General features: G+C 41.9%; 13 protein-coding genes and 1 pseudogene. 11 read left to right on the top strand and 3 right to left on the bottom strand.

The features are described from left to right. Positions 1 to 14 precede the first annotated feature (14 nt). From EFA47_RS16870 to EFA47_RS16860, 3 genes are all read right to left on the bottom strand, one after another. Positions 15 to 539, bottom strand: coding sequence for a DUF5697 family protein (locus EFA47_RS16870; RefSeq protein ID WP_054352626.1), 525 nt, complete (start codon positions 537 to 539; stop codon positions 15 to 17). 240 nt (positions 540 to 779) lie between these two features. Beyond that, a complete protein-coding gene (locus EFA47_RS16865; protein ID WP_054352627.1) occupies positions 780 to 1,310 on the bottom strand; it encodes a hypothetical protein in 531 nt (176 codons plus the stop codon). Then, positions 1,297 to 2,640, bottom strand: a complete 1,344-nt coding sequence (locus EFA47_RS16860) for a MarR family transcriptional regulator (RefSeq protein ID WP_235853290.1) — start codon at positions 2,638 to 2,640, stop codon at positions 1,297 to 1,299. The genes EFA47_RS16865 and EFA47_RS16860 overlap by 14 nt, the downstream gene beginning before the upstream one ends. Before the next feature lie 958 nt (positions 2,641 to 3,598). Here EFA47_RS16860 and EFA47_RS16855 point away from each other — a divergent pair. From EFA47_RS16855 to EFA47_RS16805, 11 genes and pseudogenes are all read left to right on the top strand, one after another. After that, positions 3,599 to 4,618 (top strand): LacI family DNA-binding transcriptional regulator, encoded by a 1,020-nt coding sequence (locus EFA47_RS16855; RefSeq protein WP_122644304.1) that lies wholly within the window; start codon positions 3,599 to 3,601, stop codon positions 4,616 to 4,618. Between the two features lie 262 nt (positions 4,619 to 4,880). After that, the gene (locus EFA47_RS16850) at positions 4,881 to 6,170 is read left to right on the top strand and encodes an ABC transporter substrate-binding protein (RefSeq protein WP_122644303.1); all 1,290 of its coding nucleotides are present in this window, start codon (positions 4,881 to 4,883) and stop codon (positions 6,168 to 6,170) included. Positions 6,171 to 6,278: 108 nt separating this feature from the next. Further along, positions 6,279 to 7,187, top strand: a complete 909-nt coding sequence (locus tag EFA47_RS16845; protein ID WP_122644302.1) for a carbohydrate ABC transporter permease — start codon at positions 6,279 to 6,281, stop codon at positions 7,185 to 7,187. Positions 7,188 to 7,201: 14 nt separating this feature from the next. Beyond that, entirely contained in the window at positions 7,202 to 8,041 is an 840-nt protein-coding gene (locus EFA47_RS16840; RefSeq protein WP_122644301.1) for a carbohydrate ABC transporter permease, read from the top strand. 34 nt (positions 8,042 to 8,075) lie between these two features. Further along, positions 8,076 to 8,972, top strand: a complete 897-nt coding sequence (locus tag EFA47_RS16835; protein WP_122644300.1) for an aldo/keto reductase — start codon at positions 8,076 to 8,078, stop codon at positions 8,970 to 8,972. A gap of 29 nt (positions 8,973 to 9,001) precedes the next feature. After that, entirely contained in the window at positions 9,002 to 10,078 is a 1,077-nt protein-coding gene (locus EFA47_RS16830; protein WP_122644299.1) for a Gfo/Idh/MocA family protein, read from the top strand. A 55-nt stretch (positions 10,079 to 10,133) separates the two neighbouring features. Beyond that, a complete protein-coding gene (gtfA, locus tag EFA47_RS16825; protein ID WP_122644298.1) occupies positions 10,134 to 11,552 on the top strand; it encodes a sucrose phosphorylase in 1,419 nt (472 codons plus the stop codon). Between the two features lie 383 nt (positions 11,553 to 11,935). Next, entirely contained in the window at positions 11,936 to 13,753 is a 1,818-nt protein-coding gene (gene kdpA / locus EFA47_RS16820; protein WP_408631209.1) for a potassium-transporting ATPase subunit KdpA, read from the top strand. 12 nt (positions 13,754 to 13,765) lie between these two features. Continuing rightward, positions 13,766 to 15,835, top strand: a complete 2,070-nt coding sequence (gene kdpB / locus EFA47_RS16815) for a potassium-transporting ATPase subunit KdpB (protein ID WP_122644296.1) — start codon at positions 13,766 to 13,768, stop codon at positions 15,833 to 15,835. A 12-nt stretch (positions 15,836 to 15,847) separates the two neighbouring features. Next, positions 15,848 to 16,456, top strand: coding sequence for a potassium-transporting ATPase subunit KdpC (kdpC, locus tag EFA47_RS16810; protein WP_122644295.1), 609 nt, complete (start codon positions 15,848 to 15,850; stop codon positions 16,454 to 16,456). Positions 16,457 to 16,621: 165 nt separating this feature from the next. Continuing rightward, positions 16,622 to 17,002: pseudogene (locus EFA47_RS16805) on the top strand (potassium transporter TrkG); the annotation flags it as partial. Position 17,003 lies beyond the last annotated feature (1 nt).

Genomic DNA, 17,003 nt, shown 5'->3' with positions numbered 1-17,003 from the left:
TTTGAAATGGTGTATTACCTCCTTCCGTAGTAGCTGACAGAGCCGGAGTCATCCACGACACAGAAAGCAAGCACTCCTTCAATCGAGAGTTTCGCCGCCTGCTGGATATTTTCCAGCATCACAAGACGCAACACATCGTGGCGGGGAATGGATTTCATCACATGATCCACTAAAATTTCCTGTTCCAGCGGCACATAGAGGATTTCATATTCCTCATTCTCTGAAAAGAAGTGAAGTTTAACAGGAAAATCCCCGCTGGTATGGAATACGATGGGCTTTTCAAAATCCAGTAAAACCCAGAAGGCGGCAATCGTGCCTCGATCCGGGTTTTTGGCAGCCTCCGGGCTGTCACATAACAGGCCGGCTTCCTTATCATGATAAATCCTCCCCTGCTTGACCAGGCTGGTGATCAGCGACTTGATGGAGTCCTGGTTACCAAACATCTTCATTACCTGCTCATACTTCAGGGCATGGTAGGTGGTCAGGAAGCGCAGGAGCTTTTCTCCTTCCCTGTGGTATATCTGATCTCTTGTTTTCATGCCGGATTTCCTCCGTTCAATAGAATGTGCGTGTGCTGTACGTAGAGCATACGTAGAAATTTCTACTTATTATATATGTAGGCTGTACGTACAGCAGTCAGCGTTGGTTTATGGGTACAAAAAAAGCACCGCCGAGGGTGCTGTAAAAAGAAAACTATAAGCAATACCTATTGTAGCATGGGTAAATTTACCCTGCAATCGCAGAACCGGGACAATCCTATGCCGGAGCTGTGCCACTTCCTACTCCGGGAAGAATTTATTCAGGGTGTCTATGGTTTCCTTTGCCGTATAGCCCCAGAGGATGCTGCTCAGAGCTTCTATCGCCAGGTGGCGTTTCCGGTAGTAAGTACGGTAGGAGATATTGGGAATGTGCTGCTCCAGCTTTTCCAGGATTTCTTCCGTGTTCTTCAGCTGCTGTGGAGAAAGAAAGGCATAGTAGAGGATCCAGTAATACTGCTCCCCGTATTTGTGGTTATTCCGCAGAAGATCTACGGAAGACTCCAGCAGCTTCAGCATCCGGTTGCTCCGCTCAATGCTTTTGGCACGTTCCGCAATATCACTTCCTGCCAGGTCTGCCCCGGCTGCATAAATGGAGTCCAGGAACTCATCAATGCTGGAACCGTACTGCACCTTGAACTGGTTCTCCATCTGGTGAACGACCACTTTCAGGCTGTATGTGGCATCCCGGTAACGGCGCAGGAACTGGTACGTATCATGAAACCGGGGATTTTCTTCCGGTGCTGGAAAGTCCTGTCCTTTACGCTTCGGCATACAGATCACCTCCTTCCTGACTTCCGGTTCCCGGATTTTCCGGTACTTGCGGGGGAAGATCCGGCAGTAAGATTTCCGGTGGTTCCATCTTGTGCATCCTTTTAGCCCGCTGTCCTGTCCTGCTCTCTTTCGGAAGGGCAGTGTTCGCCAGTACGGTTCGGTGCTGCTGTCCGGTCTTCTTTTCAGGCTCCAGCTTTGCAGACTCCGACCTGGGTTCTATGGTCAGCTCAAACCGGTAGTTTGCGGCTCCAAAGGGGCAGATAATATTTAGACCAATTACAGGTATACTATCCTTGCAGTCTGATAAAGGAGATAATATATACCTGGTCCGTGGACAGTGACAGCAGGAAATCCCTTGTGTATCCAGGAGTTTGGCGACTTTTTTGACCATGTAGCGGATGTGCGAAATTGGAACGCAGGGAATGGGATTTGAAACAGTAATCTGTTCATCCGTCACCGTTTCTGGTACGCACACAGACTCTGGTTCTGCGGGTTCCTCTGCAGGTGTTTCTTTTGGAATGTAAATCGGCAGTTTCATTTTCATGGCGATCTCCTCCTTGTCAATCAGTACGTCGCTGATGTTAAACATAATGGAAAGGTAATTGTTTAGGTATATCATGCTCCCGTGATTTCCACGGAAGGATACCAGGGTGATCAGGTTCATCTTCTCCAGCTTTTTTAATAGCCTTGAGACAGTAGGTTTAGAATGTCCCCAACGATCTCCCAGTGTCTGGAAGCTGGTCAGAGGGGAACCGGTATTATTCCGATAATAAACGACAGGGCCGGTGTCAGAGCAGAGGACAGACGGATCATTGTATACAGCGTGGATCCACAGGTCGAGCAGAATGTCCATCTCCGAGCATTTGCCTGCCTGGATCAGCTTGTGAGCTTTTCCAATAGGGAAAAAGAAGAAACCAGTATCCTTTTTGCAGGGATAATTGTATTTCAGGGCAGTATTATCATTCTGCCAGTCGGTAATCTGGAATTTGACCAGACGGTTTTTCTCCAGCAGGGAATAGGTAATGCAGCCTTCCTCCTGGAGATGCTTCAGGATGGATATGGCCTGATGTTGGAACCGGCAGCGAAACCAATCCTGCAGTTCTGAGATGCTGCAGATCCATTCTCCAGGTGAGAGCGTATAAGTGAGCTGCTCCATGCGCCGGTTTGAATTGCTGTAATTGGCGTAGGAGCAAAGAATCAGATACCAGAAAAGAAAAGAGCCTCCGGTGGTTCGGATGCTCCTGTCATTTAATAAGGTCTGTATGAAGTTGCGGTAGATCCGGCAGCGTGGAAAATCTACGATTTGTTTGAGTTCTAATTGATATTCCATAAGGGCTCTCCTTTGCTTAAAATATTTGTGTTTTCAGGTACGGTGTGGTAAGATTTTATATGAGAAATTATATAATATCATATATTTTTCAGATGACACGTTATTTTATTACGGGTAAAATTCAGAATGTCTAGTTTTGCGTGTCGGCGTTCCTGAGAGGTGGTACAATCTGCTAATCAAATGGCGGATGTACCGGATTCCAGTCCGTTTGCTGCTAACAACCTGCTAATTTCACACCAGGATACAAGAAGAAACGAGATGGAACTTGAGGTTATTCCATCCCGTTTCAAAAGGCTAAAATGTCCAGGAAAATAGGGCGTTCCAGGACATTAGAGGAGTCTTTGTTATACGCTGGTTGATTTGGTTGTGGTTTCTCCTAAGCGGTAGGTCGGAGGTTCAAATCCTCTTAGCGACGCCAGAAACTCCGTCGAAAACGTTGATTTTTCAAGGTTTTCGGCGTTTTTTTATTTGTGCGGGGAACGAGCCAAGCGGACATGTTTACATGTTCATTCGGCGACTGCCGCGAGGGTCTGATCCCCCGATGCCTGCATCGAGGCCTTTGACTTTTTTTTTAAGATTTGGACTTATCATAATGTATGATTCATAGAAATAGAAGTGGTATTTTTTATTAAAAGTTTAAAAAGAAACGGAACTATGGTTTTTAAGGCATTGGTTAGCTTATAAAAGTTTGCTGGCCAAACTTGTGTAGAGGATACGCAGCCTATATAAAAATGAAAATTGAAAGAGCAATAAAAAGGTTTAACTTGTAATAATAGACAAGAAAGACAGAAAAAAGTTGTGAAAACTATATAAAAAGCGAATAAATAGTAGAAATCCGTTGACGGCTTATTGGGACGATGTTATCATGGCACTAATAGGAAAGCGTTTTCCCGCAGAGGAAAGATTATGGTGAACAGTTTTTAGGCGGGAAACTCCTGTTTAATATTGGGAGGGAAATATGGCTGTAACGATTGCAGATATCGCCAAAGAGGCTGGTGTGTCAATATCTACAGTTTCGCGGGTAATGAATAATACGAAACCGGTTAGTCCGGATCTTCGTGAGAAGGTATATCAAGTAATAAAGAAAAATCATTATTCGCCAAACATTTTAGCTCAGGGATTGATTACAAAAAAAACAAATATTGTCGGTGTAATTGTACCGGACATATCCAATGCTGTATTTGGTGCTTTGACAAAAGGAATTAACAGTGTCTGTTCTAAAAAGGGATATACGATTATGGTATGTGAATCCCAGGGAGAGTTAGAAAACGAACTAAGATTATTGCATATTTTGGAGGATCGGCAGATTGACGGTGTACTGTTTGCAGGCGTCAATGTCAATCAAGAATTGGTTGAAGCAATGGGGAAAAAGGATTATCCAGTTGTTCTTGTTACACAGGAATCATCTTTACAAGAATGCCGGATAGAGACAGTTACCCATGATAATGTACAGGCACTGTATGATGCTGTGAAATTTCTTCAGGAGAATGGACATGAAAGAATCGCCTATCTAGGTGGCCCAGAGTATGACTATTCTTCAGGGCAGAAGCGTTTGAATGGATATAAAAAAGCAATGGGAGAGATGGGCGCGGGAATTCCAGACTCCTATATAGAGCAGGTTCCATTTTCCTTTGCAGGCGGCTATGAAGGAATGAAAAGAATATATGAAGAAAGCAGTATTTTACCAACAGCAGTTGTCTCAGGGAGCGACTTGATTGCAATAGGTGCAATTCAGTTTTTGAGCAGCTGCGGTGTAAATGTGCCGGAAGAAATTTCGATAGTGGGGTTTGATGATTTAGAGTATGCTACTTATTTCAGGCCGGAGCTTACAACAATACGGATTCCTTATTATGAAGAGGGGGGGAAAGCAGCCCGGGAATTGTTAAAGTATATGAGCGGAAAAAAGAAAGAGCCGTCTGTACACTATGTGAATCACAAGATTATCCGGCGGGGAACAGTAAAAGCTTTTCGGAAATAAGGCATTGATAGAGTAACAAAAAAGAGAGCTGTTTAGATACAGCTCTTTCAAAATCATAAGTAGGAAATCCTTTTCCTGAAAAAATATTGATATATATCATATTATCAAGGAAAAATAAACAATATAAGTACAAAAATAAATATTATATAAGTACTTTTTTATAGGTAATAGGAAATCCTTTTCCTATTACATAAAATTTATTTTGGAGCATTCACCCGAAAGGGGAAGCAAATAAATCTTTTATTTTAAGGAGGAAATAGCAATGAAAAAAAGAATGAAGCAACTTGGTGCATGTGTGATGGCAGCAATGATGACATTATCATTGGCGGCATGTGGTTCAGGCGGAAATGGTGATTCTGGTAAGGAAGCAGCGGATGGAAAAATTACTCTGAGATTTTCATTTGATCAGGGTGTAGGGGAGCCTACTCAGAAAATTGTAGATGCGTTCAATGAAAGTCAGGACAAAATTACTGTTGAAACTGTTTTACTCCCCCAGGATGCAAATCAGGTACATGATGATTTTGTAAACAAGCTTGCTTCCAGTGACACAAGTATAGATATCATGGGTCTGGATGTAGTTTATGTAGCAGAGTTTGCATCAGCGGGTTGGCTTATGGATATGACAGATAAACTTGATACAGAGGGAATGTTGGAAGGACCTGTTGCAGGAGCAACTTATGAAGGAAAACTGGTTGCAGCTCCCTGGTTTACAAACTCCAGTGTATTATTCTATCGTCAGGATGTATTGGAAGCTCTTGGAGCTGAAGTTCCTACAACATGGGAAGGCTGGATGGAGCTTGCAGATAGGGCAGTTGGAACCAATGGTATTGAATATGGTGCAGATTTCCAGGCAGCACAGTCTGAAGCTCTTGTTACAAACTGGGTAGAGTATGTATGGGGCAATGGCGGAGACATTTTGGATAAAGACGGAACTCCTATTGCAAATTCAGAAAACAATATTGAAGCAACAGAGATTATGAAAAAACTGGCAGATAATTATGCACCGGAAGGTGTTACAACATACGCAGAAACAGAGAGTGAGCAGGTATTTAAAGAGGGAAAGTGTCTCTTTATCCGTGACTGGTCTGGCTTCTGGTCAAGCGGCCAGGATGAAGGCTCAAAGGTAACAGGAAAAATCGCTGCAACAAAACTGCCGGTTGGTCCAAAAGGAACAGAGTCCAATACATGTCTTGGCGGATTAGATCTTGTTGTAAATAATGCAATCAGTGATGAACAGAAAGAAGCGGCAGTTGAATTTATTAAATATATGACTAGTGCAGAAACTCAGAAAGAGATGACATTGATTTCCTCACAGCCTCCAGTTGTCGGATCTGTATATACAGATGAAGAAATCTTAGCAGAAATTCCGTTTTATGCTGATTTCTATGACATTATTATGACAGGTAAATCAAGACCTGCATCACCGGAATATGCAAAACTTTCAGATGCAATTCAGAGAAATGTACATCAGGCGCTTACCGGAGAGGCCGAAGTGAAAGCGGCGCTGGATACTTTGCAGAAGGAATTAGAAGAACTTGGAAGTGAAGAGTAAAGGATTTTAGGATGAGAGCCATGTTATAAATTGAAACAGACAGAGGCCACAGAATATGTGGTCTCTGAAAAAATATAAGTTGTGCAATAAACCAGAGGAGGCGTAATCATGATAAATAAAAAGAAGAAATATAGCTCCCTTGAAAAAACGGAGAGCAGAGATGCGTGGATTATGATGGCACCTGCGATTATTGTTCTTGCAATAGTAGCAGTATACCCCATCCTCAGAACATTTTGGCTGAGCCTCCACGAGATGGTGCTGACAGATCCGAGAAGCGGGTATCCATTTATTGGTCTGGAAAACTATATGAAAATATTTACAGATGAGAGAGCAATTGCTTCAGTTATTTTTACATTGAAATTTACAGTAACTACGGTTTTTTTTGAACTTCTGATAGGATTTACCGCAGCACTGATTATGAATAAAGCGTTTAAAGGAAAAGGTTTGGTACGGGCAGCGATATTGATTCCTTGGGCGATCCCTACATCGGTATCAGCAATGATGTGGAAGTTTATCTATAATGACCAATATGGTCTGTTCAATGATATTTTATATAAATTAGGCATAATTGACGGATATAAAGCATGGCTAAGTACAGCGGACGGTTCATTTATGGCGCTTGTTATTACAGACATTTGGAAAACAGCTCCGTATATGGCTTTATTGATATTAGCAGGTCTTCAGATGATTTCAGAAGACTTATATGAAGCAGCAAAAATTGACGGGGCAAATATTATTCAACGTTTCTTGTATGTAACACTTCCAAATGTAAAGGGGACCGTTATGGTTGCACTTCTATTTAGAACCTTAGATGCTTTCCGTGTATTTGACCTTGTTTCGGTTATGACAGGCGGAGCGAATAATACGGAAAGTGTTTCGCTATATGCATATAATAATTTAATGAAATTCTTGGATTTTGGATATGGTTCGGCAATGTCAGTTATGATTTTTGTGATTGTATTTATTATCAGTCTCCTATATATGAGAGCCATGGGAGACCAGTTGACAGACCGATAGAGGAGGGAGTATTTATGAACAAGAGGACACTATATATAGTTAGGCAGATGTTATTTTATCTTTTTGTAATCGCCTTTGTTGGAATCATAGTTCTTCCTTTTATATGGCAGTTCCTTACATCTATTAAACCGATGACGGAGATTTCAGCAATTCCGGCAAAATGGATTCCAAGTGAAGTCAATATTCAGTACTACTTTAATGTATTTGAGAAACATCCTTTTGCAAAATATTTACTAAACAGTTTTATTGTCGCATTGCTTACTACGGTATTGAGTATTTTAATTGGGGCTTCTGCAGCATATGCGCTTTCTAGACTGCGATTTAGGGGAAAGAAATTTATGCTGATGGCAATTCTGAGCATTTCCATGTTTCCTACAATAGCCACATTGAGTCCAATTTATCTCCTCTTAAAGCAATTTAGACTATTGAATACATATGCAGGTTTGATAATTCCATATATTACATTTGCATTGCCGCTGAGTATCTGGCTATTGACGAACTTTTTTTCTCAGCTTCCGCGTGGATTTGAGGAGGCGGCAGCAATTGATGGATGTTCCCGTGCAGGAATTTTTTTCCGGATTATGCTGCCGTTAATTAAACCGGCAATTTTCTCAGTAGCATTGATTGTATTTATCAATGCGTGGAATGAATATATTTATGCATTGACATTTATGACAAATGATGAGATGCGTACAGTGCCCGTTGGCATTGCGATGTTCCCAAGTAATTACGAAATGCCGTGGGGAGACATGGCGGCGGCATCTGTTATTGTAACAGTTCCGCTGATTATTCTTGTGCTAATTTTCCAAAAGAAAATTATTGCTGGTTTAACTACAGGTGGAGTAAAAGAATAAGTCAAAAATAGAACTATGAAGGAGAAATGAAAAGATGAAGAAGATAAATATAACAGAAAAACTTGAAATATCACAGGTTGTAGCAGGATGTATGCGTGCGGCTGACGCGGGAGTGCAAGGAGATGTCTTTCTGAAATTTGCAGAAGAGTGTATTGATATGGGCGTGACAACATTTGATCACGCACCGGTTTACGGAGGATATACTTGTGAAAAACTGTTTGGAGATACGGTTTTAAGAAAAAGGCCGGAACTTCGTGGGAAAATGCAAATTGTTACAAAAACAGGAATTGTTTTGCCAGGAAAAAATGGAAATGAGACTATTTATTATGAATCTACAAGAAAAGAAATAAAAAAAGAGCTGGAGGCATCTCTGCTGAATTTTGGAACAGATTATATAGATCTTCTTTTAGTACATCGTCCGGATCCATTGGCTGATCCTGCTGAGACAGCAGAGATTTTGGATGAACTAGTTCGGGAAGGAAAGATTTTAAGCGTAGGAGTTTCAAACTTCATGCCATCTCAGATTAGTATGCTTCAGAGTTATATGAAAACACCCATTGCAGTGAATCAGGTGGAATTATCTGTAAAGACAACAGAAAACTTTTTCAATGGTGTGACAGATGATGCATTTACAAGAAAAACGCCGCTTATGGCATGGTCGCCACTGGGTGGAGGAAGTGTATTTGCCGGAGAGGATGAGCAGTCTGTTCGTTTACGGAAAACAATTGGAGAGATTGCGGAGATTCATAATACAACAATGGATGTAATTATGTATGCATGGCTGTTTATTCATCCGGTTAAAATTGCGGCTATTACAGGCACTATGAATATTGCACGTGTAAAAAATGCGGTTGGCGCATTAGAGGTACAGCTATCATATGATGAGTGGTACCGGATTCTCGAAGCATCCCGTGGATATAAAGTGCCGTAAGGTATAGAGTTTTGTAGGAGATTATAAAAATGAAGAGAATTAAATTTGCAGTAATTGGTTCCGGGTGGAGAGCACAGTTTTATATTCGTATTGCGAAAGCTGTTCCGGATATGTTTGAATTAACAGATGTATTGATTAGAGATAAAATAAAAGGAGAAAAGTTCAGCCAAACTTATGGTGTGTCTGTGGTACAGACAATAGAGGGGATTCAGAAGAAGAGTCCAGATTATGTCGTACTTGCGATAAAACGAGGAATTATTTCTGGGTATCTCCCAAAGCTATTCGAAGCGGGTATTCCAGTATTGTGCGAGACGCCGCCGGGGGAGGACGTAGAGGCGTTAGATAGTGTATGGGAAGCATATCAAACATATAAGGGAAAAATTCAGGTTGCGGAGCAGTATTTTGTACAGCCATTATATGCGGCATGGGGGAAAGTGATTGCATCTGGCAAAATAGGAGAAGTGGAAAATATAAATATCTCCGCACTTCATGGATATCATGGTGCGAGTATGATTCGTCGGTATTTAAACGTAGGGTTTCAAAATGCAGTGATTTATGGAAAGAAATTCTGGTTTGATGTAACGGAAACATGCGGGCGGGATGGAATGGAATTTGATGGTGAAGTATTTAAATGCTCGCGTGACCGTCTGACCATGGAGTTTGAAAATGGAAAAGTTGCATTTTTTGATTTTGCAGATCCGGTACAGTATCATTCTTTTATCCGTACAAGACAGCTTTCTGTTCAGGGAGTACGAGGAGAAATAGATGATCTTACCGTACGTTATCTTACAAAAGAAAATGTTCCTGTGACAGCAGAGCTCAATCGAATTGACTTGGGTGTATACAATAATCAGGAATGGTCTCATTATGGAATTATGCTTGGAGAGGAATTCCTATATAAAACGCCATTTATCAATGCGCGCCTAAACGATGATGAAATAGCAGTGGCTACTTGTATGTTGAAAATGGGAGAGTACTTGGAGACCGGAATAGATTTTTACAGCTTGAAGGAAGCTTTGCAGGATATGTATATTTGTTTGAAAATGGATGAGGCACTGGCGAATCCGAATAAGGAAATAAAGATGGAAGTACAAAGCTGGGCATAATATTCAGACAAGTCAAACAGAACGAGTAAAAGAATATGATAGGAGCTGGAGATATATGAAGAATCAGGTTATGCTCATTACTTATGGAGATAGTCTGGGGAAAAATTTCAAAGAGTTAGAAATGATCTTAGATAAATATTATGAGGGTGCAATCGGAAGTGTTCACATATTACCCTTTTTTCCCTCCTCAGCAGACCGGGGATTTGCACCGATGTGCTACGACAAAGTAGACCAAAAATTTGGCGATTTTTCAGATTTGACAAGAATGGGAGAGAAATATGATTTGATGTATGATTTTATGGTCAATCATATCTCCGCACATTCTCCATATTATTTAGATTTCAAAGAAAAAAAAGAAGAATCGGAGTACAAAAGTCTATTTATCCGCTATAAAGACTTCTGGGAGGGGGGAGAACCGACACAAGAGCAGATTGATAAAATTTATAAAAGAAAACCGAAAGCTCCATATGTCAGCCTGACATTTGGTGATGGAACAACTGAAAAAATCTGGTGCACTTTTGGAGAAGAACAGATTGACCTGAATGTTGCCAATCCACAGACAAAAGAGTTTATTAAAAAAACCATTCGTTTTATGTGCGAGCATGGTGCAAAGGTGATTCGCCTAGATGCATTTGCTTATGCGGTAAAAAAGGCAGATACAAGCTGCTTTTTTGTAGAACCGGAGATGTGGAATCTACTGTACAGTATTGAAAAGACAGCAAAAGAATATAATGTGGATATTCTTCCGGAAATTCATGAACATTATTCAATTCAATCCAGAATTGCTGATAAAGGTTTCTGGGTATATGATTTTGCGCTCCCCATGCTTGTTTTACATGCGTTGTATATGCATCGAGGAGAACGGCTGAAACATTGGCTGGAGATTTGCCCAAGAAAACAAATGACTACATTGGATACTCATGATGGAATCGGAGTAGTAGATGTTGTAGATCTTCTCACACCAGAAGAGATTGAGGAAACAAAAGAGAAATTATATAAAAAAGGCGCAAATGTAAAGAAAAAATACAGCAGCGCTGAATATAACAATCTAGATATTTACCAGATCAACTGCAGTTTTTATTCTGCACTGGGAAATAATGACGATGCGTATCTTCTTGCAAGAGCAATTCAATTTTTTGCACCGGGAATCCCACAAATTTACTATGTAGGAATGCTGGCCGGTGAAAATGATTTGGAGTTATTGGAGAATACAAAGGAAGGAAGAAACATCAATCGACATTATTACAGCGTAGAAGAGGTGGATGAAAATTTTGCAAATAGAGCTGTTGTGCAAAAGATTAGAGATTTGATGTTATTTAGAAATCGCTGTAAAGCATTCCATGGAGAGGAATGTATTTGTAAGAGCGAGGGCGACAGCCTTATAATTGAAAGAATAAATGGGGACATAAAAGCCGTGCTAAAGGCAAGTCTGACAACATACCAGTTTGAAATCACAGAAGAAACACTGAAATAAATTTAAAATGAATATGGCTGTATAAAATAAAAAGTACGGGAGAACTGCATAGACTTCAGTCCCCTGTGCTTTTTTCTTATTTAGATTATCTTAATTTTAATCCCGTAATCCTTTTTCCCATTTTAATTTCTCCTATGCTATTTTTACAGACGTAAGGAGGATCTGATTACCTTTCCCATAGCGTGGATTTGCGGATGGCTGTAATTATCTTTATAAAATCTTAATTTCACGCTGCTTCTGCTAATCCCATTTTAATCTGAGCAGTGTTAGAATTGCAAAAGCAAAGGAGGAAAACTTATGAGTGTAATTGTGGGACTTATTGGCCTATGTGCTGCAGCACTGCTAATCTACTATGTCTATATTCTGATGAAAGGAGATTCGCGATAATGAGTACAGTGATTCAATACATACTTTATCTTGCCATTCTCGTGATACTTGCAATTCCTTTTGGGGGTTATATTAAGAAAGTAATGAATGGCGAAAAAACTTTTTTATCCAGAATATTTATACCTTGTGAAAATGCCGTTTATAAAGTCATGCATGTAGATAAGGAAGAGCAGATGAGCTGGAAAAAGTACACTGTTTCAGTACTTATCTTTTCTGGCATTGGTTTTATTTTTTTGTTTCTTTTGCAGCTTCTCCAGGGTGTCCTTCCGGGTAATCCCCAAGGACTGCCGGGCGTAAAATGGGATTTGTCGTTTAATACGGCCTCCAGCTTTATTACTAATACAAACTGGCAGGCATATAGCGGTGAATCTACATTAAGTTATCTGACCCAGGCAGTTGGGCTGACAGTACAAAACTTTGTATCTGCAGCTACTGGCATTGCTGTTTTATTTGCGCTGATCCGTGGCTTTATTAAAGTGAAAAGCGATGGGTTGGGCAGCTTTTGGGCTGATATTACAAGAATAGTTATCTACATCTTGATTCCACTTAACCTTGTAGTCTCATTGCTGCTGGTGGGGGGCGGTGTTATTCAAAATTTGAAGGGCGCGGAAACTGTGTCCCTTGTCGAGCCTATTGCGGTCAGTGCAGATGGGGAAGTCTTAGAAAATGCAGAAATCGATCTTGGGACTGGGACGGTAGAGGTTGATGGAAAGGCCGTCCGAGATGCTGATATTGTAACCCAGCAGTTTGTCCCTATGGGGCCTGCTGCAAGTCAGGTGGCAATTAAGCAGACCGGAACAAACGGAGGCGGGTATATGGGGGTCAACTCTGCACATCCGCTGGAAAACCCAAATGCCTTTACAAATATTATTGAGATGATTTCACTGCTTTTAATTCCTGCCTCCCTATGCTTTACATTTGGAAAAGCGGTCAATAATAAAAAGCAGGGCATTTCAATTTTTATGGCAATGTTTATCTGCCTTGTTATAGCAGTTAGCTCTATTGCTGTCAGTGAACAGCTTGCAACGCCACAGCTTGCACAGGATGGAAATGTAGATATTTCCATGGTAAATCAAGCAGGGGGTAATATGGAGGGGAAAGAAACTCGGTTTGGTATTGCCTCCTCCTCTACCTGGGCAGCATTTACTACAGCTGCTTCCAACGGTTCTGTCAATTCCATGCACGACAGCTACACACCGCTGGGCGGCATGGTAACAATGCTTCTAATACAGCTTGGAGAGGTTATCTTTGGCGGTGTAGGCTGTGGACTTTATAGTATGCTTGCATTTGCCATTTTGACCGTATTTATTGCAGGGCTTATGGTGGGAAGAACGCCGGAATTTCTCGGCAAGAAGATTGAGCCATATGAAATGAAATGGTCTGTACTGGTCTGCCTTGCGACACCAGTTGCTATATTAATCGGCAGTGGAATTGCCGCAGTTGTTCCCGGTATTGGGGACAGCTTAAATAATACGGGGGCACATGGTTTTTCCGAACTTCTGTATGCATACTCTTCCTGCGGCGGAAATAATGGTTCGGCATTTGCGGGATTTAACGCGGATACTGTATTCCTAAATGTTTCTTTGGGCCTTGTTATGTTGTTCGCCCGGTTCCTGCCGATTATAGGGACACTGGCGATTGCGGGAAGCCTTGGGGGAAAGAAGAAAATTGCAGCAACCTCAGGAACACTGTCCACAACAAACGGTATGTTTGTGTTTTTGCTAATTTTCGTCGTTCTGCTTGTCGGTGCGCTGAGTTTCTTCCCAGCGCTGGCACTTGGGCCGCTGGCGGAATTTTTTAGTAATATGATTTAAGGAGGCGCTTCCATGGAATCAAAAAAAAATAGTACTTTTGCCGACAAAAAGATGTTTGGCAGAGCTGTAAAAGATTCATTTATAAAGCTAAATCCAAAGATACAGGTACAGAATCCTGTTATGTTTTTAGTTTATATTTCAGCAGTACTGACCACAGGACTTTGGATTGTATCTCTGTTTGGGTGGCAGGATGCATCCAGTGGATATACATTGACTATTGGGGTTATTTTATGGTTCACTTGTATTTTCGCAAACTTTGCTGAGGCCATTGCAGAGGGGCGGGGAAAAGCACAGGCTGATTCTCTCCGCGCTGCAAAAAAGGATGTAGAGGCCCATAAAATTACTTCTCCTGAAAAGAAAGAGCAAATCACTACTGTTTCTTCTGTCACGTTGAAAAAAGGTAATTTTGTTATTGTCAAAGCTGGTGAACAGATTCCTGGAGATGGGGAGGTTGTAGAGGGGGCCGCATCTGTGGATGAAAGCGCCATTACTGGTGAGTCTGCGCCAGTTATCCGCGAGGCAGGCGGGGACAGGAGTGCTGTCACCGGCGGCACTACGGTACTTTCTGATTGGATTGTAGTACAGATTACAAGTGAGGCCGGTGAGAGCTTCCTGGATAAAATGATTGCCATGGTGGAGGGAGCTGCGCGTAAAAAGACACCAAATGAAATTGCGTTACAGATTTTTCTTGTAGCGCTGTCCATCATCTTTATACTGGTTACGATGTCCCTTTATACATATTCTGCTTTCTCGGCAAAGCAGGCAGGTATTGAGAACCCTACTTCCATCACCACGTTGGTCGCATTGCTTGTTTGTCTTGCGCCTACTACCATTGGCGCATTACTTTCGGCTATTGGCATTGCCGGCATGAGCCGGCTGAATCAGGCAAATGTGCTGGCTATGAGCGGCAGAGCAATTGAAGCCGCAGGGGACGTGGATATTCTGATGTTGGATAAAACAGGTACGATTACTCTGGGAAACCGGCAGGCGCACACGTTTATCCCCATTGACGGCACAAGTGAATCAGAGCTTGCCGATGCTGCACAGCTCTCCTCACTTGCCGATGAAACACCGGAGGGACGCAGCATTGTAATCCTTGCAAAAGAAAAATTTGGGATCCGGGGCAGAAGTCTTTCTGATAAAAATATGACTTTTATTCCTTTTACTGCGAAAACCCGTATGAGTGGTGTGGATTATGACGGAGACGAGATACGTAAGGGCGCGGCTGAGGCTATTCACGAATATGTGTCCCATGCAGGCGGGACCTACTCTGATGAGTGCGGCAAAATTGTGCAGGATATTGCCAGACAGGGCGGTACACCGTTGGTGGTCGCTAAAAACCACAAAATTCTTGGTGTCATTCATTTAAAAGATATTATTAAGCAGGGTGTACAGGAGAAGTTTGCTGACCTCCGGAAAATGGGAATTAAGACGATTATGATAACTGGCGATAACCCAATGACTGCGGCAGCCATTGCTGCAGAAGCAGGTGTTGATGATTTTCTTGCAGAAGCAACGCCGGAGGGCAAGCTTCAAATGATCCGGGATTTCCAGTCTAAGGGACATTTGGTAGCCATGACAGGTGACGGCACGAATGACGCACCGGCTCTGGCGCAGGCAGATGTGGCTGTGGCCATGAATACGGGCACACAGGCGGCGAAGGAAGCCGGAAATATGGTGGATTTGGATTCTTCGCCTACAAAGCTGATTGATATTGTCCGCATCGGCAAGCAGCTTTTAATGACAAGAGGCAGTCTGACTACCTTTTCCATTGCAAATGATGTGGCAAAGTATTTCGCCATTATCCCTGCTCTGTTTATGGGACTTTATCCGGGTCTGTCTGCATTGAATATTATGAAGCTGCATTCCCCGCAGAGTGCGGTGCTTTCTGCCATTATTTATAACGCATTGATCATCATTGCTCTGATCCCATTGGCACTAAAGGGTGTAAAATACCGTGAGGTTCCGGCAGGAAAGCTACTGTCCCGCAACCTGCTGATTTATGGCTTGGGCGGCCTTGCAGCGCCATTTATTTTTGTAAAGCTGATTGATATGGTACTGGTTCTGTTTGGACTGGCGTAAGGAGGTATGACAATGAAAACAATTAAATGTGTGCTGCCCAAAGCAGCCATTATATTTCTGATTTTTACTGTACTTTGCGGCGTAGTTTATACAGGAGCTGTGACTGGCATTGCACAGCTTATATTTCCGGGTAAGTCAAACGGCAGTATTATCGAAGTAAATGGTAAGAAATATGGCAGTGAGCTGCTGGGCCAGCAATATACAGATGAGTCCCATATGTGGGGGCGTATAATGAATATCGATGTGTCTACTTACAAGGATGAAAACGGCAAAACACTGATGTATGCCACACCGTCAAATGTAAGTCCGGCAAGTGAGGAGTACAGGGAACTGGTAGCTGAACGTGTAGAAATGCTCCGTGCTGCCAACCAGGATATGGATGAAACAGCAATTCCTGTTGATTTGGTGACTTGTTCCGGCAGCGGACTTGACCCCCATATCTCCCCAGCGGCGGCAGAATATCAGATAGCACGGATTGCAAAAGCAAATGATATGACAGAAGACGGTGTCAAGGAAATTATTGAAAAATGCACGGACGGCAGATTTTTAGGGCTGTTCGGTGAGGAAACTGTTAATGTCCTGGAGGTAAACCTGATGTTGGACGGGATTCTGTCTATGTAGCTTAGAAACAGTCTGATATTCGTCAGAAAGGCAGGAGGATTCTTTCTTCTGCCTTTCTTTATGCAATCTTAATATGAGATTAAAATTACTTATGCGCATTTTACACCAATAAAGATAGAATAAAGAAGTCACAAAGACAATATTAAGATTGCACAGGTATTCATAATGCAGATAAAACAAAACAGCAGGCATAGGCATATTACTTCATGGCAAGTGATTATATTGGGTTTTTTCTCCGTGATTATGTTAGGCAGTTTTCTTTTGATGTTACCTATTTCTACTTACAATGGACATGGAGCCTCCTTTTTGGACGCTTTATTTACATCCACTTCTGCCGTATGTGTAACAGGATTGGTAATACATGATACAGCAACTTACTGGTCATTATTTGGACAGGCAGTTATATTATTGCTGATTCAGATAGGGGGTATGGGAGTTGTAACTGTGACAATTTCCATTGCAATGATTTCAGGGCGGAAAATTGGCCTTATGCAGCGGAGCATTATGCAGGAGGCAATTGCAGCGCCTCATGTGGGCGGCATATTGC

This window comes from Luxibacter massiliensis (assembly GCF_900604355.1).
Lineage (GTDB): Bacteria > Bacillota > Clostridia > Lachnospirales > Lachnospiraceae > Luxibacter > Luxibacter massiliensis.
This window is presented reverse-complemented; position numbering and strand designations above follow the sequence as displayed.

What these genes read in the sequence shown, in the direction of transcription:
- EFA47_RS16870 (WP_054352626.1), bottom strand. Translation starts at nt 539, where the DNA reads ATGAAAACAAGAGATCAGATATACCACAGGGAAGGAGAAAAGCTCCTG.
- EFA47_RS16865 (WP_054352627.1), bottom strand. Translation starts at nt 1,310, where the DNA reads ATGCCGAAGCGTAAAGGACAGGACTTTCCAGCACCGGAAGAAAATCCC.
- EFA47_RS16860 (WP_235853290.1), bottom strand. Translation starts at nt 2,640, where the DNA reads ATGGAATATCAATTAGAACTCAAACAAATCGTAGATTTTCCACGCTGC.
- EFA47_RS16855 (WP_122644304.1), top strand. Translation starts at nt 3,599, where the DNA reads ATGGCTGTAACGATTGCAGATATCGCCAAAGAGGCTGGTGTGTCAATA.
- EFA47_RS16850 (WP_122644303.1), top strand. Translation starts at nt 4,881, where the DNA reads ATGAAAAAAAGAATGAAGCAACTTGGTGCATGTGTGATGGCAGCAATG.
- EFA47_RS16845 (WP_122644302.1), top strand. Translation starts at nt 6,279, where the DNA reads ATGATAAATAAAAAGAAGAAATATAGCTCCCTTGAAAAAACGGAGAGC.
- EFA47_RS16840 (WP_122644301.1), top strand. Translation starts at nt 7,202, where the DNA reads ATGAACAAGAGGACACTATATATAGTTAGGCAGATGTTATTTTATCTT.
- EFA47_RS16835 (WP_122644300.1), top strand. Translation starts at nt 8,076, where the DNA reads ATGAAGAAGATAAATATAACAGAAAAACTTGAAATATCACAGGTTGTA.
- EFA47_RS16830 (WP_122644299.1), top strand. Translation starts at nt 9,002, where the DNA reads ATGAAGAGAATTAAATTTGCAGTAATTGGTTCCGGGTGGAGAGCACAG.
- gtfA (WP_122644298.1), top strand. Translation starts at nt 10,134, where the DNA reads ATGAAGAATCAGGTTATGCTCATTACTTATGGAGATAGTCTGGGGAAA.
- kdpB (WP_122644296.1), top strand. Translation starts at nt 13,766, where the DNA reads ATGGAATCAAAAAAAAATAGTACTTTTGCCGACAAAAAGATGTTTGGC.
- kdpC (WP_122644295.1), top strand. Translation starts at nt 15,848, where the DNA reads ATGAAAACAATTAAATGTGTGCTGCCCAAAGCAGCCATTATATTTCTG.